A 20,006-nucleotide genomic window follows, 5' to 3' on the forward strand; every position below is an offset into this window, starting at 1 on the left:
GACCATAGAGCATTGGAACCACCTGATCCCATCCCGAACTCAGCAGTGAAACGATGCATCGCCGATGGTAGTGTGGGGTTTCCCCATGTGAGAGTAGGTCATCGTCAAGATTAAATTCCGAAACCCCTGTTTGCTAACGCAAACAGGGGTTTTGTTTATGTAGAAGCTCATGAATTTCACCGGCACGTTGCCAACACAACGGTCTGGTACACAGAATTTCTTGACGACCATAGAGCATTGGAACCACCTGATCCCATCCCGAACTCAGCAGTGAAACGATGCATCGCCGATGGTAGTGTGGGGTTTCCCCATGTGAGAGTAGGTCATCGTCAAGATTGAATTCCAAAACCCCTGTCTGCTAACGCAGACAGGGGTTTTGTCGTTTAGGGCAGCCATCACAGCGAATCTGCCTTATCCCTACCGCCTGTCGGTTTCCTACGCTAAAAGAAGATGCTTCTCACAAATTTCTAAGATTTGTCGAAGTTTGGCCGAAAGCCTGACGAGCCATGCGTGCACCGAAATAGAGCGACCGCAGAGTCCGCCTATCCCGTTACATGGAATGTTCCACTCGGCACGCTCACCCCCCTTTGGCAAAAGAAGTCGATGAAATGAATCTCAAGTTCAGTCATAAAATTCTGTTGGCCGCGTCAGGCGTCGTGGTTTTAGCCTTCGCGCTATTTACGCTCTACAACGACTACCTGCAGCGCAGTACCATCAGGCAAAACCTGACATCGTCCATCCAGCAATCCGGCGAGCTGACCGCCAGCAGTGTGCAGAACTGGCTCAGTGGTCGCATCCTGGTCCTCGAGAATCTGGCGCAGAACGTTGCCCACCAAGGCAGTGCGGCCGACCTTCCTGGTTTGGTCGATCAGCCAGCATTCACCACCAATTTCCAGTTCACCTATGTAGGTCAAACCAACGGGGTATTCACCCAGCGCCCTGACGCGAAGATGCCTGACGACTATGACCCTCGTCAGCGCCCTTGGTACAAGCAAGCAGTGGTGGCGGACAAAACCATGCTTACTCCGCCTTATATGGCGGCTGTGGGCGGTCAGATCGTGACAATTGCCATGCCGGTGAAAAAGAACGGCGAGTTATTGGGTGTTGTCGGTGGTGACCTGAGCCTGCAGACACTGGTGAAGATCATCAACTCAGTAGACTTCGGTGGTATCGGCCATGCGTTCCTGGTCAGCGGTGATGGCCAGGTCATCGTCAGTCCAGACCAGGACCAGGTGATGAAGAACCTCAAGGACATCTACCCTGGCACCCATGTGCGCATTGAGAAGCTCAATCAGGACGTTGTCCTCAACGGTCAGGATCGCATCCTTTCCTTCACGCCTATCAGCGGCTTGCCTGGCGCTGACTGGTACATCGGCCTTTCGATCGACAAAGAAAAAGCCTATGCCCCGCTGGGCAAGTTCCGTACTTCGGCCTTGATTGCGATGTTGATTGCCGTTGTCGCCATTGCGGTGCTCCTGAGCCTGTTGATTCAAGTACTGTTGCGCCCGCTGACCACCATGGGCGTGGCCATGCAGGACATTGCCCAAGGCGAAGGTGATTTGACCCGACGTCTGGACGTGACCAGCAAAGACGAGTTCGGCGAGGTCGGCAGCGCATTCAATCAGTTCGTCGAGCGAATCCACGCGTCGATTTCCGAAGTGTCTTCGGCAACGCGCCAGGTGCACGATTTGTCCCAGCGTGTGATGGCTTCATCTAATGCGTCGATCATCGGTTCTGACGAACAGAGCGCGCGTACCAACAGCGTGGCCGCAGCCATCAACGAACTAGGGGCTGCCACCCAGGAAATCGCGCGCAACGCCGCGGATGCGTCCCAGCACGCCAGTGGTGCCAGCGAACAAGCTGACGATGGTCGTAAAGTGGTGGAGCAAACCATCCAGGCGATGTCTGAGTTGTCGCAGAAGATCAGCCTGTCCTGCACTCAGATTGAAACCCTTAATGCCAGTACCGACAACATCGGGCACATCCTGGATGTGATCAAAGGTATTTCCCAACAAACCAACTTGCTCGCCCTCAACGCGGCGATCGAAGCGGCCCGTGCTGGTGAAGCCGGGCGTGGTTTTGCCGTGGTGGCGGATGAAGTGCGTAATTTGGCGCACCGTACCCAGGAGTCGGCAGAGGAAATTCACAAGATGATCACTTCGCTGCAAGTGGGCTCGCGTGAAGCTGTGACCACCATGAACGCCAGCCAGGCTTCCAGCGAAGAAAGTGTCGAAGTCGCCAACCAGGCAGGTGAGCGTCTGGTCAGCGTGACGCAACGTATCGTTGAGATCGACGGCATGAACCAATCCGTCGCGGCCGCCACCGAAGAGCAGACCGCAGTGGTTGAAACCCTCAACGTCGATATCAACCAGATCAACTTGCTAAACCAGCAGGGTGTGGCCAACCTCAACGAGACGCTCAAGGACTGCGATGCGCTGTCCCAGCAGGCCAGCCGACTGAAGCAATTGGTCGATAGCTTCAAGATCTGATCCTGACCGCATCGGAGCGAGGCCTCTCGCTCCGATCGCTTGGCCTCACGTCCAGGGTGCTATTCAGAGGAAGTTGATAGCGCTCAGGTAGTCGCAGCCTTTGCGTAACAGCGCCTGGCTCTTGGGTGGATAGCACATCCCCATTTTTTCCAAGCCCCACCGGGCATTGTCGTAACGGATCATCGATGTATCACCGATGTCTTCGCCCAGTCCGTCCAGGTAAAAGCCCAGCACCCCGAACAGTGCGTTATCGCGACTTACGTTGCGCAACGCCCGTTGCCAGTGTTCAACGCTGACTCGGTCAAAAACGTGCCCAGCCTCGCTGAAGGCGTCGAGGTACTGGTCCCAACTCAAGGGCAGCGGGTTGTGCAGGTTGAACACATGTCGCCCAGGGTCAAAGTGAGCGCTGTGGAAGGCGATGAAACGCGCCAGGAAGTCCACCGGCATCAGGTCGAAATTGGCGTCCAGTCGGGGGACCATCCCTAATTGCAGAGACCCCTTGAGCATCAACATCAAGCGGTTTTTCTGTGGCTGGCAAACGCCGTTCTGGCTGTTGAAGCTGATATTTCCCGGCCGATGAATATTGACCCAGGCCCCTTGCTCAACTGCCCGTCCTAATAGCCGCTCGGCTACCCACTTGGAGAGGTTGTAGCCATTTTTCACATAGAGCGGCAGTGCGCGTCGGGCAGGCGCTTCAAGCACGTACCCGTCGACGTCTACGCTGCTGCAGGCTGACAGCGTCGAGATGAAATTGAGGACCTTCTTGCAATGGGTCTCGCAAAGACGCAGGCATTCCAGCACCGGCTCGACGTTGTCCTTTGCGAGTGAGGCGTAATCCATCACATGATTGACCTGCGCGGCGTTATGCACCAACACGCCGTAATGACGGGCGAGGTGCTCGTACACGTCGTCGGCCAAGCCCAGGCGAGGTTTACGAATATCGGCGGCGTATACCTGTACTCGGCTCAGGTCCAGATGTTCCAAGCGGTATTCACGCAATGCCTGGGCGAACCTTGCCGCTGCCGAATGGCCGGGCGACTCGCGCACCAGGCACGCCACGTCCTGCGCCCCGCCAGCCAGCAGTGCCTGGACGATATGCACCCCGACAAAGCTGTTTGCGCCAGTAACGATGGCTTTGCGCGAATCTCCCGCAAGGGTCTCGGGCAGCACCTCGACCTCCAGTGCTCGCGTCGCATCTTGTTCCATCTGGTCGGATGGTGTATCCGGCAGCGCACTGCCATCCATGAGTGCGGCCAATGTGCGGATGGTCGGCGTCTCAAAAAAGGGGCTCAGGCAGAAGCTGCGGCCAAACTGCTCGCGCAGGCGTAGCAACAGAGTCGACAACAGGATGGAGTGGCCACCGAGGTTGAAAAAACTCTCATCAATCGAGAGTTCGCCTGCGGGTAATCCCAGCAGCTCACCCCACACGTCAGCCAGTTGTGCCTGCAAAGGGTCTTGTATGCGACAGCGATCCCTCCCGATGGGTATGGGTATTGGCATGGCCAACAAGGCCTTGCGATCGATCTTGCCGTTATTCGAACGGGGCATGCATGCCAGTTCGCTCCAAGCGCTGGGCTGCATATGCACGGGCAACCACTGCCGAGCATGTTCCTTCAGGCTTGCCAGCGTAGCGCCAGATTCCGGCTGGGCGGCAAAGCCGATGACTCTGTGTGCCGTATCGATCACCACTGCCACTTGGCGAAACAAGCGACTATCGCGCAAGCACTGTTCAATATCCTGAGGCTGAACTCGAAACCCGCGGATCTTGACTTGCTCATCCCTGCGGCCGCCCAGTTCGATGCCCTCTTGCGTCCATTTTGCCAAGTCGCCGCTGCGATAAGCCTGTAGCACTTGGCCATTTGGCAGTGTCAGCGCCACGAACGGATTGTCGGGCCGCGATGGTGTATTTGAATAACCCAGGCTTACTCCGGGACCGACAATGTACAAGTCGCCCATTACCTGTTCATCCACGGGCTGCAGGTTCTCGTCGAGAATCAGCACCTGGCTGTTAGCGATGGGGAGGCCGATATTGCGATGGCTGTCACCTCGTTGGAATACCCGATGGGTCGCCAACACAGTGGCCTCGGTCGGCCCATAGAGGTTATGCAGCTGGCATTGACCGGCCAGTTGTTCAATCACGCAGGGCTCGCAGAAATCACCTCCGGTCAGTAAATGAGTCATGCCCAATGGCTGATCCAGCGGCAGGATGCTGAGCAGTGCCGGTGGCACAAACCCATGAGTGACGCGTTGCTTGCGAATCAGCTCTACCAGTTGCTGAGGGTCGTGACGTTGGTCTGGGCTGGGGACAATCAACGCGGCGCCAACGATCAATGCAGGGAAAATATCGATCAGTGAAGAATCGAAGCCCAGTGGCGAAAACTGCAGGACGCGACTGTGTTGATCCAACGCCACGCAACTGACGAGCCAGGCCGTGAAATGCGCCAGGTTGTATTGGCTCAGCAGTACCCCCTTGGGCTGGCCCGTCGTACCCGAGGTGAACAGTGCCACGCACGGCTCGTCGGCACGGGGATGACGGTGCATCAGCGGTTGCGTCATGTCGGCGCTGTGCGCGGCAACCTGGCTCACATCAAGTGAAACGAAACGCTCTCGCAATGGGTGCTGGCCATTCTCCAGCAGCACACAGGCCTTGAGGCTGGTCAGCATGCAGTGCTGGCGTTGCTCCGGGTGGTCAGGCACCAGCGGCAAATACACGGCGCCACAGCCAAGCACCGCGAGAATGCTGGCGTACAACTCGGCGGATTTCTCCAGGCATACGCCGACCACTTGTGGAGCCTCGGCATCCTCCAGCAAGGGAAGCAGGCGTTGTTGAATAGCCATGGCTTGTTGCTGGAGCTGCCGATAAGTCAGCGCATGACCGGCGATGCTCAGCACTGTTCGATGTGCGAAGTTATTGAGGCTGGCCTGCAGCCGTTCGATCATGGGCGTTCGGGCCGCTTGCAACAAGGCAGGGTCCGCCGTGTGGTTGAACCGGTGCATGAAAGCCAAGGCATCCAACTCCTGCAGGCCCTGTTCAGGCCAGGCGTTAGCAGCGGCCGTTGCCGAGAAGTAGGCGGGGTCTCTTGAAAAACCGCAGACCAACAAAGCAGCCCACTCCACCACTGCATTCGTTGCCTGCTGACGCAACCGCTGCCCATTGCCGCTGGGTTCCTGGGCAACGTCGTGCACCGTCAGCAGGCGCCGCTCCCGGTCATAGCAGCGCAACTGCAATGAGGGCAGCCCGTGTTCGCAGAGCGGGCCGATACCCACGCGCAAGCTTAACCATGGCGCACTGGCGGGCGAGGGCGGCAGCGGCTGACTCCCGTCTTCAATAACCAGATCCACAGACCCCGCTCCTGCCACATGCCCATATTGCTCCAGCTCCTGCTTGAGCGCCGCCAGAGCGTTAGTGGTACCACGCCACTCGATCTGCAAGCGCCTCATGCCAACCTCGTCGATACGGGCAGATAGTCGCGCAGGGCTCGTGCCACGCTGGGGGTTTGCAATACGCCGCTGTGGTGCAGAAAGCCCATGATATTGGCCACCAGCGGATGTTGGTGGGTGATGGGAAAATCCAGCGCCCGGATTTCGTCGCGCAGTGCCACGCGAGTGTCGGCACTGATCGTCAAGTGTTCGATCAGTTGCAGATCGAAGTCTTTTTGTAGCTCGTTGGTCAGGTAGTGCGTCAGGAATACGGGCAGGGCTTGAGCAATGTGGTCGCGATCTTGCGGGCTTGCCGACTGCCAGTAGAGGCGCACCAACTGTGTCCAGAACCGCGCATGCCGCCCTTCATCAAACAGATGATCGGCCATCAGGCCGCGGACAGAGGATTTGACGCTGGCGTCTTTGGAAAACGCTGCGACGTCATGGGTGACGGTGTTCTCGGCGATGGCGACGCCGATCAGCTCAACGGCATCGTGCAAATATGTCGGTACCTGCGCCTGGGCTGCCGGAAGCGCGCGGCTCAGTTCAATTTGCCCGGGTAGATCGAGCGGTTGAATCCCGGTCATTGCCACGGCTTGCTGAAGGAAATCCAGGGCTACCAGCGCGTGGTAATCCTCGTCGACAACGACCGTCATCGCGTCGTAACGGCAGGCGAGCGGGAAGGGCAGGGAGAAGCGATTTTTAGCAATGCTGCGCGCGGTTTTGTCGACGATCTCGGTTTCGAAAATCACCACGTCATTGATGAATTTGTAGAAGCTTTGCACCAGCACGAAGTCGCGCCATTGCGGGCAGTGCTTGAGAAAGGTTGCACTCAGCACCAGAGGCTGACGGCACAGGGGGAAGATGAGTTTGTCGTCGTCTTCCAACATCCGCCGGGGGCGTGTGCGGATGGTTGCGCGACGTTCCCAGTCATCGGCAAAGGATTGGTAGCTGACGGCGTTCACGGACGTACCTCTTGCATCGAGGCCAGCACGTCGTCCCAGAGGGTAATACGACTTTCCACGGCGCCCAGGGCGGCGCTATCGGCTTGTTGCTGACGACTGGGGTCGGCGTCGATCAGGTGCGTTAGCAACTGTTGCGCCGCAGGGCCGTGGTCATCGCCGTCCAATTCGATATGGCGGTTGAGGTAGTAACATAACGTAGGGGCCTGCCGACCTATAAACGCATGGCTATGCAAAAGCCCCTTGAACATTGACGGAATCACACTCTCGCGGCCATGCAGGAACGCCGCCGCCACACAGTGGGTTGGGGCGCTCAAGGCGATTTGTAAGGTGCTGTCGACGAAGCGGGCCACGCCCAGGGGAGCATCGCTCATTTGCAAGGCTGCGCTTACCTCCACTCCCTGGCTTTGCAGGTCGATGAAGCGAGTGATTGCGACGGTGCTGGCGCCCACTTCCGTCATCGCGTCAAGGTACAGCTCGAAGTGGCTGCAATAGCCCCGTGTCGGGTGTTCGTCCGTCTCTTCAGCCAGCACGATTTCATTGATCAGGCGGGCAGCGCGGGGAGCAGCGCAGGGGAGCCAGGGTAACTGTGTGCACGTGAGGTCCTGTTGCAGGCGTTTGGTCAGGCTCATGAAGTCCCAGACAGCAAATACATGGTGTTCCATAAAGTGTTGTAACTTGCCAACGGTGGTTATTTCTATAAATAACGGGTGGTCGAACAGTTTTTGTTTTTTTTGCTCAAGTAAATAGTGATGCATGGTTGACGCCTATAGTTGTTGCGAGTGCTTTAAAAGCAGTGTTGGACTGTTATAGTTGTGGGTGCAAGAGTAACTTGATCGCGTTCACGCGCACGGCGCTACCATTTAAATAGGCGGCCGCAGCGGTATGGGAAGGCGTGGCTTGCTGAGCGAAGATAATAAGCTGATTGAATGTTTGAACCGGTATGCAAATGTATTAAAGGACTTTGCCGATGTTTATATGTGCGGTAAATTGCCCGGCTATAGGTGGGATTTTTCCGTGCACTAAGTCGGCGTTAATCGTTCTTTAGTTATTTTTTAAATATTTCTGATGGAGCAACAACCCTGATAGGGAAGCTGCTCCATCACCTGAGGATTAAGGGCAAAAGCAAAAAAACTTACTGCACGGCTTTTTTGTCGGCGCTCTCAAGGCTGCTGAGGTAGGTGGCGATCACCTCCATGCCTCGCATCAAGTGGTTACGCAACGTCAGGATGCTCTCCTCGACCTTCTTCTGCGCCACCAGGCTCAGCAGTTCGCGGTGATCTTCCTGGGAGGTCTCGCCCAGCCCCATCGCCTCAAGGTTGAAGCGCAGGAAGCGTTCCTCCTCATTCAACCCGTGCTCGACCAGGGTGAGCAGTCGCTGGTTGGGCGCCTTGCCATATAGCACCATGTGAAACAGGCGATTGAGGCGACCAATCTCGGTGTAGTCTTTTTCGCTTTCCAGCGAATTGATACAAGCCTCGGCTTGAGCAAGGTCCGCGTCGGTGAGCAGCGGAATCGACAGGCGCAAGGCTTCGGACTCCAGCAACATGCGCAAGGCATAGGTCTCTGCCGAATTGTCCTCGATCAAGGGGGCAACGACGGCACCCTTGTGAGTCACCACATGCAGCAAGGATTGCGCCTCCAGCTGGCGCAAAGCTTCGCGCACGGGCATGCGGCTGACGCCGAACAGGCTGGCCAGTTCTTGCTGGCGCATGGCGGTGCCACAGGGCAATCGCCCATCGAGGATGGCATTACGCAAGGTTTCTTCAATAACGGAGCGCGCAAGATGGGCGGGAATAGGCCCGCTGATTTTGATGCTGCTTAATGGGTTCGGCTTCTGCGTCACGGTTGCGCTATCCTCCTTTCTTGAATAATAGGTTGGCTAATTGGATCCAAAGAACACTAAAGATGGGCCAGGCGCTTGTCAAACAGCCAGAGTTTCCGTTTGTAAGGGCTTACACAGCATACTTTGTGTCTCTCACAGGAGGCGGTTATAAAATCACCGCCTACTGTGATGATTGCACTGTGCCATTGTTTTTTGTAGGGCCAGGCTTCACCATTCCTTGAAATTCCGTCTCTTTCATGGACTGAACACTTTGGCGGTAAGTTTTATTCCCTATCGACTGCTGTGCTGGCTTTTATCAGCAATTTTACTGGCTGGCCTGATGCTCGGCGGGCTGCGTGCCGATTGGGATTTCTCGCAGATCAGCCGCAAGGCCACCGCCGTCTACGGCCCGTTGGGGCAAGGCCAGCAACGTATCGACGCCTGGCAGCGGCTATTGGCGAGCGAAAAACAGGTCAGCGAGCAGGACCAGCTCAAGGTCGTCAATTTGTTCTTCAACAAGCAAATGACCTACGTGGAAGACATCGATCTCTGGCACGTTGTCGATTATTGGGAGACACCCGTCGAAGCACTCTGGAAAGGCGCCGGTGACTGCGAAGACTACGCCATCGCAAAGTATTTCAGTTTGCGTCACCTGGGGGTGTCCAGCGACAAATTGCGCATTACCTACGTCAAGGCCTTGCGGCAGAATCGGGCGCACATGGTCCTGACCTATTATTCGACCCCAGACGCCGTCCCACTGGTGCTCGACAGCCTGATGGATGAGATCCTGCCGGCCACCCGTCGCACCGATCTGGTCCCGGTGTACTCATTCAACGCCGAGGGGCTGTACTTGCCTGGTGCCAAGGGCAACAAGAAAGTCGGTGATACCAAACGCTTGTCGCGCTGGCAGGATGTGTTGAGAAAAATGCGTGCGGAAGGCTTCCCAGCCGAGCCTGCCAACTAGGAGTAACTGATCGGATGTCTCTGTTCAAACAGCTATTGATCGCAATCTGTCTGTTCCTGGTGGTCGCCTTCAGCGGCAGCTTCATGGTCAGCCTGGAAAGCTCGCGCACCCAATACGTCAACCAACTGCGCTCCCACGCCCAGGATGCCGCAACGGCGTTGGCGCTGTCGCTGACCCCGAATATCGATGACCCGGCCATGGTGGAGCTGCTGGTCAGCTCGATCTTCGACAGCGGTTACTACGCCAGCATCCGCGTCGTGGACCTGGCCACCGACAAAACCATCGTCGAGCGCAGCGGTATTCCTGACAACAACGGCGTGCCCAACTGGTTCGTCAACCTGATCGGCCTGGAGCCGGCCGGTGGTGATGCCCTGGTCAGCCGTGGCTGGGAACAGGCCGCACGGGTAGAAGTGGTCAGCCATCCGATGTTCGCCCTGGCCAAGCTCTGGCAAAGCGCCCTGGGTAGCCTGGGCTGGTTGCTCTTGTGCGGTGCGGTCAGCGTGGTGCTCGGTGGGCTGTTGCTGCGCCGGCAATTGAAGCCGTTGGACTATATGGTCAAACAGTCCCACGCCATTGCCCGCCGTGAGTTCCTCAGCCTGCCTGACTTGCCCCGCACGCCAGAGCTGCGTCGCGTGGTACAGGCCATGAACCAGATGGTGGAAAAGCTCAAGGCGCTGTTCCAGGAACAGGCCGAGCGTAGCGAAAAACTGCGCACCGAATCCTATCAGGACAACCTCACCGGCCTCGCCAACCGCCGTTATTTCGAGATGCAGCTCAACGCCCGCGTCAGTAACCCGGAAGAGACCAACTCCGGCTACTTGCTGTTGCTGCGGGTCAAGGACCTGGCCGGCCTCAACCAGCGCCTGGGCGGCCAGCGCACCGACCAGTTGCTGCAAGCGGTTGGCCAACAGCTGCTGCGCCAGTGCGCGCCTTACCCTGAAACCCATAACCTGGTCACCCGTATTCGTGGCGGTGAGTTCGCCGTGCTGGCGCCAGGGTTGATGCGTGAAGAAGCGGTGCAACTGGCGCAAAACCTCGAAAGCACCTTGCTCAGCCTGCAAGCGACCGGTGCCAGCGACGTTACACCGGTCGCCTATATCGGCCTGGCACCGTTCAGCCATGGCGACGCGCCCCAAGCCCTGTTGACCCTGGCCGACCAGGCCCTGGCCCAGGCCCAAGCGCAGGGCGACACCAGTTGGGTGTGCCTGGACCGCAGCGCCGCCGCCAGCGTCGGTGACGATCACCATGCCTGGCACACCTTGTTGGACCAGGCCCTGACCCAGCAGCGCTTCCAGCTGTATTTCCAGCCGGTGGTGGCCAGCCAGGACCCACAGTTGGTCCTGCATTACAAAGTGCTGTCGCGCTTGCAGGACGAGGGCGGCCACACCATACCGGCCGGGCGCTTCCTGCCGTGGCTTGAGCGCTTCGGTTGGTCGGCCCGCCTGGACCGCCTGATGCTGGAGCAGGTGCTCAAGCAGATGAGCAGCCACACCGAGAACCTGGCGCTGAACCTCTCGGCCGCGACCCTGCAGGCCCCCCAGGCTCTGAACCGCATCTATGACCTGCTACGTCAGCACAGCAACCTGGGCCCGCGCCTTACCCTGGAGATCGGTGAAGAGCAACTGCCTGAGCAGCCCGTGCTGGAACAGATGACCCAGCGCCTGCGCGAGCTGGGTTTCTCCCTCAGCCTGCAACGTTTCGGTGGGCGGTTCAGCATGATCGGTAATCTGGCGCGCCTGGGCCTGGCGTACCTGAAGATCGACGGCAGCTACATTCGCGCCATCGACCAGGAAAGTGACAAGCGCCTGTTTATCGAGGCCATCCAGCGAGCGGCCCATAGCATCGACCTGCCACTGATTGCCGAGCGTGTAGAGACCGAGGGCGAACTGAAGGTGATTCGTGAGATGGGGATTTTCGGCGTGCAGGGCCAACTGTTTGGCGAGCCCGCGCCCTGGAAATAATTTACCTGTAGGAGCGAGCTTGCTCGCGAAGATCTCCAACCATAACGCGCGAAGCCTGACACCCCGTGGCGATTTCAGTTTTTTCGCGAGCAAGCTCGCTCCTACAGGGGTAGGAGCGGTTGGATTAAATCAATCCTTTCTCGTCATCATCGATCAACTGGCTCAACCCACCCAACGCTTCCCGCGCCTGGTTACGGTCCATCAACTTGGCCTGGGCTGCCGGCGGCAGGTCGGTCACGCTGATCACCCCTTTGCGGGTCAGCACCTGGATCAAGTCATCCAGCACCCGGATCATCTCCAAGTCGCTCTGCTTGAGCTGGGCCAGGCTGGTTTCCACCACTTCGTTGGCGTACCAGGCCTGGATCTCATGGTGATCGGCCGGCAGGGTTTCAGTGGATTCGGTAAAGGCGATAGCCTCTACGCGAACCAGTGCGCCCTGTGCATCACGTTGCACGTAAAACATAACAACCCCTCGAAAATGCGCCACAGGCGTTCAACAGCATAGGTCAACGCTGCGTGTATGGGCGTGAGTATGCGATGCACCGTCCGCCAGGGCCAGCGACCCGCAGGCCAAAAAAACGGCCGCCTGAAAGGGCGGCCGATTAATCGTGTCTTAAGTGTGGTCGATCTTGATGGTCGGGTCGGCACCACTGATCAGCGAGTTGATGCTGGTGTGGGACCAGTCGTTGCCTTCCAGCTTGATCGTCACATCGGCATTGGCCAGGCCACCGGCGGCGTTGAGCTTGCCTTCACTGCTCACTTGCAGGGTCGACACGCCGTCTACCGTGGTGATCTTGAGGTAGTTGTCGATGGTACTGTCGGTTTCACCTTTCAACAAATCACGCAGATCAATGCGGTCGCCTTCCGAGGCCTTGAAGTCCTTGATCACATCGTTGCCGATGTCGCCAGACTTCCACACAAAGGTGTCGGCACCCGAGCCACCGATCAGGATGTCGTTGCCCTGGCCGCCGATCAGCGTGTCGTTGCCGGTGCCACCCAGCAGGATGTCATTGCCTTTGCCGCCATCGAGTGTGTCGTTGCCGCCTTGGCCGAACAAGATGTCGTCGCCAGCGCCGCCCAACAGCGTGTCGTTGGCATCCTTGGCGCCGGAGACGTCGAAGTCCACATAGTGTTCGGTGACGTACTGGTGAACGTTAGAGGCGGTCACCGCAGAGACAGCCACGCCGGTTTTCTGCGCGACAAAGGCCTGCAGTGCGTTGTAACCCTCGCCATTGATCCCGCTGAAACTCACCAGGTCGCCGAACAGGATGTCGTTGCCGTCGCCACCGCTGACGGTGTCCGCGCCCGGCAACGTCGCCTCGGTGTGGCCGAGGATAGCGTTGGCGAGGTCCTTCGGATCGATGTTGGCCTGTGGCTTGCCATCGCTGTCGTACGGTGCCAGCTGATTCAAGCTGACCCCACTATTGAGGCCGATGGCTTCTACGCCACCTGTGGACAGACCTTTAAGCAGTGCGAACGCGCTGTTGGAGTTGAGGGTGGTGGAGTAGTCGGTATCGTATCCGAGGCCGCCTTGCACCGATATTTCATAGGTGCCATCCCCTTGGGCGTGGATGATTCCCTTGTTGTATCCCCAGCCGTAAGACCAGAGGGTCACCTTGCCGGCAGAGTTGATATCAAGGTAGTTATTCGAATCGATGTTGATCCGGGTGGCGGTACCTATGGTGTAGTTGTTCATGGTGACGACATCATCGAGCCTGACGTTGCCGTACAAGTACGGGTTGGTCTGCTCGGACGCTTGGTAAAACGTCGGCTGACCATCGGTGATGAAGTACGTTGTATTAATAGCGCCAGTGTTGCCAGTCGCCTGGGCACTTTTGAAGAAGTTGGACGCGGCCTTGAACACGTCTTCGTAGTTGGTCCCGCCGGTAGACACCATGGAGTCCAGGACTTTCTGCAGCGAGTCCAATGCACCTGGGTCTTTCAGGTTGACTGTCACCGTGCGATTGACCTGGTCGCTGAAATCCGCCAGGAAGATATTCACAGTGCCGGAGGTGCTGGCGCCGATACTGTTTTTCAGCGAGTTGAACGTGGTAGTCAGCGAGGTTTTTGCCGCTGCTATCGAGTCCGCACCCATACTGCCCGATGTATCGATCATGAACGCGATGTTGTAGTTCTTGCCCTGCACCACGTTCAGGCCGGCGATGTCGGCCACGACGATGTCGTTGCCATCGCTGCCATTGATGGTGTCGCTGCCCGAGGTGCCGGTGACCGAATTGTAGGTCGCCGGATGCACCGTGACTGGTAATTGCGCGGTGGTGGTCGCTGAACCGCCGATGCTCTCGGTGGAAGTCGAGGTGACTGTCAGGTTGAACTGGCCGCTGTAGTAGGTCGGCGGCTTGATGGTCAGGGTGTTCAGGTCCCAGCCGGTGACATTCACTTCGCCCACGGTTTTACCCGCAGTAAAGGTGTGCCCCGACGCGTCAGTGAGCACCGAGCCTGCCGGAATGCCGCTGATCTTTACGCTCAGGGTTTCGGAGCCGTCGGTGTCGGTCAGCGCGGTGGTGACCTTGGACAGTTTGACCGTCCCGTTCTCCTGGCCTTCGTTGAGCTTGTAGCCCACGTAGTAACCGTCACCGTTGCTGCCATGCAGGTCGGATACGGTGACGCCGGCGTTGGTCAGGTCGGTAAGGCCGGTGTACAACGGCACGGTGCTGGTGCTCAGGTTCTGCACCGCCCCGCCGTTGATCGACAGGTTAACGTCGAAGCTGCCTGGGCCCGCCTGGTTGGCCTGGTAGATCTCAAGGCTGTAGTAACCGGTGGTGGTTGGCGTGAACGAGCCGCTGAACTTGCCGCTGTTGGTGCCCCACAAACCGCTGGCAACGTCTTTACCGCCAACGTTGACCACCACGCTGTCATCGGCGATACCGCTGAAGGTGTAGCTCTTGCCCGCTTCCATGTAGATCAGGCCGGAGATCTTGGAACCAGAACCGGCGGTGACGTTGTCGACGGACTCGACGTTGGTCACCACGGAGGTGTTGTTGGGGGTGCCCGCGTTGTCGATGGCTTTTTTCAGTACGTCTGGCGCAGCGCCATTGCCGTTGTTTCCAAGGCCGGCGATGTTGTTCCAGCCCTGTTTGACCAGCCCGGTCGAGGCAACGTTGTTGTCCGCCACGCTGAGGGTCGGTGCGTCGGCCACTGGGGTGATATCCACTTTCACCGTGGCGCTGGTGCCCAGGTCCTTGCCATCGGTTGGCTGGAACTTGAACTGCGCGTAATCCGCCTGCTTGTTACCCACGCCAGTGCCGCCGTAACCGTCGGCGCCGGACTCGTTGGCATTCGGCGTAAAGCGCAGTTGGCCGCCATCGATCTGAGCCTTGGTAAAGGTCTGGCCGCTGCTCACGTTGGTCCAGGTGGTGCCATCCGCCGCCAGGTATTGCAGCTTGCCGGCTACCGGCAGCTCGGTGATTTTCACCCCGAGGCTGGCTTGTGGCGAGTCCACATCGCTCACGCCGAAGTTGGCCCAGGTCAGGGCCAGCGCGGTGTCTTCCGTACCGGTCACGGCACCGCCAGTGGCCACTGGTGCATCGTTGACCGCTACCACGTTGACGGTGGTGGTGGCCACGTTGGAGTAGTTGCCGCCATCGGTCACCGTCACGGTGATGGTGCGGGGCGTGGTGCTCGGGTCGTGGCTGTTGTTGGTGAACGTGATGTTCTGGATACGCTGCATGTAGTCAGCCAGCGTCGCACTGCCGGACAACGTCAGGGTAATAGTGCCCGTCTGGTTGTTGGTGCTGACGCTGATGCCATTCACGCTATTGCCCAGGTTCAGGGCATCACCAGCCTGCGCGTTGGTCAGCGTGACCGTCGCGCCCGTCAGCAGTGTGCTGTCTGGGTCAGTGATCTTGATGTCCGTGTCGGCGATCGACACGCCCGGCCCGGCGGTACCCTCGGTGAATGTCGTCTTGTAATCGGCACCCGTGGCGCCGCTGGAGTTGTTGGCATCCAGGTCGAGCACCGGCGGCGCATCGTTGTCGAGGATATTGGTGGTGACGGTGCCTTTGTCGATCACCAGGTTCTCGAAGTTGCCCCCGGTGACCTTGTCGATGGTGATGACGATCTGTTCCGTAGGCTCGGTAATCTTGTCGTCGAGCGTGCGGATATCAAACGGCACACTGCTGGAGCCTGCCGGGATCTTCACGGTATACACGCCAGTGAAGTCCGAACCGTCAGTGGCGGTGCCGCTGTATTTGAGCGTCACGGTCACATCCGTTTGCGGCGGGTTGGTCAAGGTCAGGGTGTAGTGGGCGGTGCCACCTTCAGTGACCGAACCGTCGCCCGTAATGCTGATTTTGGTATCAGTCACTACATCCGTGACCTTGGTGACTGCGGGGCTGCCATCAACAATCAGATGCTCGTACTTGTCGCCACCGCTGACCACGCCGGTGATCTTGGCGCTGACATCATTGGCGCCGACATAGGCATCGTTCGGTGCGGTAGCCGTCGTGAAGCTGGTGGACTTGCCGCTGCCAATGGTGATGGCCGAGCCGTTATCCAGCCTTACCACCAGGTCGGAGCCCACGTTGTTCACGGCCGCGCCGTTTTTGTCGACCAGGGACGCGGTGTAGACGATCTGCCCGCCCTCGCTGACCGAGCCAGTGGCCTTGAGCACCACTGTCACGTCATCGATGGTGTCGTTGACGGTGGTCGTGGCGCCTGCAGGAGTGATGGTCACCCCCTCGAAATTGCCGCCGGTGGTGCCGGTGATCTTGACGGTCTGGGTGCTCTTGTCGATGAACACGTCATCGGTAGGCGCCGGGACGGTCACCGTGCCCACGGTCTCACCTTGCTTGATGGTGATGCTCGAACCGTTGTCGAGCTGCACCACCATGTCACTGCCGGCCTTGTTGCTCAAGGTGGCGGTGTAGGTGATCTGGCCGCCTTCGTTGACCGCGGTTGGGGCGGTCAGGGTGACGGTGGTCAGGTCGGTGGTGCCCGGTGTGTCGGTGACGGTGGTGTTCACCGCCGTCGTGCCCGGCACCAGGTTCTCGAAGTGCTCGCCGCCAGTCACGCCTTTGATGGCGGTGGTGACGGTTTGGTCGCCTTTGTAGACGTCGTTTGGCGCTACGGTGGTGATGGAACCGCTCGACTGATTCACACCGATGGTGATGGTCTTGCCATTGTCCAAGGTGACGGTCAGCGGATTGGTGATGTTTGTCACCGCTGCGCCGTTTTTATCCACAAGGCTGGCGGTGTAGACGATGTTGCCGCCTTCGCCGACGGTGGTGGTGGCGGTCAGGACCACATCGACTTTGTCGATGGTGTCGTTGATCGTGGTGGTGGCGCCATTGCCGGCAACTTCGAGTTTTTCGAAGTTGCCGCCGGTGGTCTCGGCGATCTTGACGGTTTGGGTGCTCTTATCGATAAACACGTCATCGGTAGGCGCAGGGACAGTGACGGTGCCAACAGTTTCGCCGGCCTTAATGGTGATGCTTGAGCCGTTGTCGAGTTTCAGCGTGACGTCGGTGCCGGCCTTGTTGCTCAAGGTCGCGGTGTACGTGATCTGGCCGCCTTCGTTAACGGTACTTGGCGCAGTCAGCGTCACGGTGGTGGTGTTATCGGTACCCGGTGTGTCCGTAACGGTGGTGTTCACCGCGGTAGTGCCAGGGACCAGATTCTCGAAATGCTCGCCGCCGGTCACGCCTTTGATGGCGGTGGTGACGGTTTGGTCGCCTTTGTAGACGTCGTTTGGCGCTACGGCGGTGATGGAACCGCTCGACTGATTCACACCGATGGTGATGGTTTTGCCATTGTCCAAGGTGACGGTCAGCGGATTGGTGATGTTGGTCACCGGCGCGCCGTTTTTATCCACAAGGCTGGCGGTGTAGACGATGTTGCCGCCTTCGCCGACGGTGGTGGTGGCGGTCAGGACAACATCAACTTTGTCGATGGTGTCGTTGATCGTAGTGGTCGCGCCGCTGCCTGCGACTTCCAGTTTTTCGAAGTTGCCACCAGTGGTTTCGGTGATCTTGACGGTCTGAGTGCTCTTATCGATAAACACATCATCGGTAGGGGCGGGCACGGTCACAGTACCGACGGTCTCGCCAGCTTTGATGGTGATCGACGAGCCGTTATCCAACTTCAAGGTGACGTCGGTGCCGGCCTTGTTGCTCAAAGTTGCGGTGTAGGTGATCTGACCACCTTCGTTAACGGCACTTGGCGCTGTCAGCGTCACGGTGGTGGTGTTATCGGTACCCGGTGTGTCCGTAACGGTGGTGTTCACCGCGGTAGTGCCAGGGACCAGATTCTCGAAATGCTCGCCGCCGGTCACGCCTTTGATGGCGGTGGTGACGGTTTGGTCGCCTTTGTAGACGTCGTTTGGCGCTACGGTGGTGATGGAACCGCTCGACTGATTCACACCGATGGTGATGGTTTTGCCATTGTCCAAGGTGACGGTTAGCGGATTGGTGATGTTGGTCACCGCTGCGCCGTTTTTATCCACAAGGCTGGCGGTGTAGACGATGTTGCCGCCTTCGCCGACGGTGTTGGTGGCGGTCAGAACCACATCAACCTTGTCGATGGTGTCGTTGATCGTGGTGGTTGCGCCGTTGCCTGCAACTTCTAATTTTTCGAAGTTGCCGCCGGAAGCGTCAGTGATCTTGACGGTCTGAGTGCTCTTATCGATGAACACGTCATCGGTAGGCGCAGGCACGGTCACAGTGCCAACAGTGTCGCCAGCCTTGATGGTGATCGACGAACCGTTATCCAACTTCAGCGTTACATCAGTGCCCGCTTTGTTGGAGAGCGTGGCGGTGTACGTAATCTGTCCACCTTCGTTAACAGCGTTAGGCGCTGTCAGCGTCACAGTGGTGGTGTTGTCGGTACCTGGTGTGTCCGTGACGGTGGTATTCACCGCCGTAGTACCCGGCACTAGATTTTCAAAGTGCTCGCCACCGGTTACGCCTTTGATAGCGGTGGTGACAGTTTGGTCGCCCTTGTACACGTCATCTGGAGCAAGAACCGAAACGCTACCGCTCGATTGATTTACACCGATGGTGATGGTTTTGCCGTTATCCAGGGTCACGGTCAACGGGTTGGTGATGTTAGTCACCGGCGCACCGTTTTTATCCACAAGGCTGGCGGTGTAAACGATGTTGCCGCCTTCGCCGACGGTGGTAGTGGCGGTCAGGACCACATCAACTTTGTCGATAGTGTCGTTGATCGTGGTCGTTGCGCCATTGCCGGCAACTTCGAGTTTTTCGAAGTTGCCGCCGGAAGCGTCGGTGATCTTGACGGTCTGAGTGCTCTTGTCGATGAACACGTCATCAGTAGGGGCGGGCACGGTCACAGTACCCACGGTCTCGCCAGCTTTGATAGTGATCGAAGAACCGTTGTCCAACTTCAACGTAACGTCAGTGCCCGCTTTGTTGGAAAGTGTGGCGGTGTACGTAATTTGACCACCTTCGTTCACTGCGCTAGGCGCGGTTAGCGTGACCGTCGTGGTGTTATCAGTGCCGGGGGTATCTGTGACGGTGGTGTTTACCGCCGCAGTGCCCGGTACCAGGTTTTCAAAATGCTCGCCGCCCGTCACACCCTTGATCGCGGTGGTGACAGTCTGATCGCCTTTGTACACATCATCAGGAGCAATAACCGAAACGCTACCGCTCGACTGATTCACACCAATGGTGATGGTTTTGCCGTTATCCAAGGTGACGGTCAGCGGGTTGGTGATGTTAGTCACCGGCGCACCGTTTTTATCCACAAGGCTAGCGGTGTAGACGATGTTGCCGCCTTCACCAACGGTGGTGGTGGCGGTCAGAACCACATCGACCTTGTCGATGGTGTCGTTGATCGTGGTGGTCGCACCGTTGCCCGCAACTTCGAGTTTTTCGAAATTGCCGCCAGTGGTTTCGGTGATCTTGACGGTCTGAGTGCTCTTATCGATAAACACGTCATCGGTAGGGGCAGGCACGGTTACGGTGCCAACCGTGTCGCCAGCCTTGATGGTGATGCTTGAACCGTTGTCGAGTTTCAGCGTTACGTCGGTACCGGCTTTGTTGCTCAAGGTCGCGGTGTAGGTGATCTGGCCGCCTTCGTTAACGGCACTTGGCGCAGTCAGCGTAACCGTGGTTGTGTTATCGGTGCCTGGGGTATCCGTAACGGTGGTGTTCACCGCCGTAGTACCCGGCACCAGATTTTCAAAGTGCTCGCCGCCGGTTACGCCTTTGATAGCAGTAGTGACGGTCTGATCGCCCTTGTAAACATCATCAGGAGCAAGAACCGAAACGCTACCGCTCGATTGGTTTACGCCAATGGTGATGGTCTGGCCGTTATCCAAAGTCACGGTCAACGGGTTGGTGATGTTGGTCACCGGTGCGCCGTTCTTATCCACAAGGCTGGCGGTGTAAACGATGTTGCCGCCTTCGC

General features: G+C 58.2%; 9 protein-coding genes and 2 rRNA genes. 5 read left to right on the top strand and 6 right to left on the bottom strand.

Features of this window, described 5'->3' with window-relative positions; genetic code table 11:
* From rrf (JMV15_RS27225) to JMV15_RS27235, 3 genes are all read left to right on the top strand, one after another.
* Window positions 1–110, top strand: a 5S ribosomal RNA gene (gene rrf / locus JMV15_RS27225); the annotation flags it as partial.
* 109 nt (window positions 111–219) lie between these two features.
* Window positions 220–335 (top strand): 5S ribosomal RNA (gene rrf, locus JMV15_RS27230).
* Between the two features lie 273 nt (window positions 336–608).
* Window positions 609–2,489 carry a methyl-accepting chemotaxis protein gene (locus JMV15_RS27235; RefSeq protein ID WP_014716359.1) on the top strand — a complete coding sequence of 627 codons (1,881 nt, stop codon included), beginning with the start codon at window positions 609–611 and terminating at the stop codon, window positions 2,487–2,489.
* 63 nt (window positions 2,490–2,552) lie between these two features.
* Here JMV15_RS27235 and JMV15_RS27240 read toward each other — a convergent pair whose 3' ends face one another.
* The 4 genes from JMV15_RS27240 to JMV15_RS27255 all read right to left on the bottom strand — a co-directional run bounded on the left by JMV15_RS27240 (window position 2,553) and on the right by JMV15_RS27255 (window position 8,717).
* A complete protein-coding gene (locus JMV15_RS27240; protein WP_014716360.1) occupies window positions 2,553–5,930 on the bottom strand; it encodes an amino acid adenylation domain-containing protein in 3,378 nt (1,125 codons plus the stop codon).
* Entirely contained in the window at window positions 5,927–6,874 is a 948-nt protein-coding gene (locus JMV15_RS27245) for a diiron oxygenase (RefSeq protein ID WP_014716361.1), read from the bottom strand. The genes JMV15_RS27240 and JMV15_RS27245 overlap by 4 nt, the downstream gene beginning before the upstream one ends.
* The gene (locus JMV15_RS27250) at window positions 6,871–7,629 is read right to left on the bottom strand and encodes a DUF3050 domain-containing protein (RefSeq protein ID WP_014716362.1); all 759 of its coding nucleotides are present in this window, start codon (window positions 7,627–7,629) and stop codon (window positions 6,871–6,873) included. The genes JMV15_RS27245 and JMV15_RS27250 overlap by 4 nt, the downstream gene beginning before the upstream one ends.
* Before the next feature lie 377 nt (window positions 7,630–8,006).
* A complete protein-coding gene (locus JMV15_RS27255) occupies window positions 8,007–8,717 on the bottom strand; it encodes a GntR family transcriptional regulator (RefSeq protein ID WP_014716363.1) in 711 nt (236 codons plus the stop codon).
* 319 nt (window positions 8,718–9,036) lie between these two features.
* Between JMV15_RS27255 and lapG the strand changes: the two genes are divergently transcribed.
* Together lapG and lapD are read left to right on the top strand one after the other, a co-directional pair.
* A complete protein-coding gene (lapG, locus tag JMV15_RS27260; protein ID WP_019819857.1) occupies window positions 9,037–9,660 on the top strand; it encodes a cysteine protease LapG in 624 nt (207 codons plus the stop codon).
* Between the two features lie 14 nt (window positions 9,661–9,674).
* Complete coding sequence (lapD, locus tag JMV15_RS27265; protein ID WP_019819858.1) at window positions 9,675–11,621, top strand: cyclic di-GMP receptor LapD; 1,947 nt, start codon at window positions 9,675–9,677, stop codon at window positions 11,619–11,621.
* Between the two features lie 124 nt (window positions 11,622–11,745).
* On the opposite strand, the gene JMV15_RS27270 is transcribed toward lapD, so the two are convergent.
* The gene (locus JMV15_RS27270; RefSeq protein WP_014716366.1) at window positions 11,746–12,084 is read right to left on the bottom strand and encodes a hypothetical protein; all 339 of its coding nucleotides are present in this window, start codon (window positions 12,082–12,084) and stop codon (window positions 11,746–11,748) included.
* A 150-nt stretch (window positions 12,085–12,234) separates the two neighbouring features.
* On the bottom strand, window positions 12,235–20,006 hold a 7,772-nt coding region (locus tag JMV15_RS27275; RefSeq protein WP_232246270.1), incomplete at its 5' end, for a beta strand repeat-containing protein.

Source organism: Pseudomonas paracarnis, assembly GCF_904063055.1.
Lineage (GTDB): Bacteria > Pseudomonadota > Gammaproteobacteria > Pseudomonadales > Pseudomonadaceae > Aquipseudomonas > Aquipseudomonas paracarnis.

Excerpts from the sequence above, each read along its gene's own strand:
- JMV15_RS27240 (WP_014716360.1), bottom strand. The coding sequence starts at position 5,930 with ATGAGGCGCTTGCAGATCGAGTGGCGTGGTACCACTAACGCTCTGGCG.
- JMV15_RS27270 (WP_014716366.1), bottom strand. The coding sequence starts at position 12,084 with ATGTTTTACGTGCAACGTGATGCACAGGGCGCACTGGTTCGCGTAGAG.
- lapG (WP_019819857.1), top strand. The coding sequence starts at position 9,037 with ATGCTCGGCGGGCTGCGTGCCGATTGGGATTTCTCGCAGATCAGCCGC.
- JMV15_RS27250 (WP_014716362.1), bottom strand. The coding sequence starts at position 7,629 with ATGCATCACTATTTACTTGAGCAAAAAAAACAAAAACTGTTCGACCAC.
- lapD (WP_019819858.1), top strand. The coding sequence starts at position 9,675 with ATGTCTCTGTTCAAACAGCTATTGATCGCAATCTGTCTGTTCCTGGTG.
- JMV15_RS27235 (WP_014716359.1), top strand. The coding sequence starts at position 609 with ATGAATCTCAAGTTCAGTCATAAAATTCTGTTGGCCGCGTCAGGCGTC.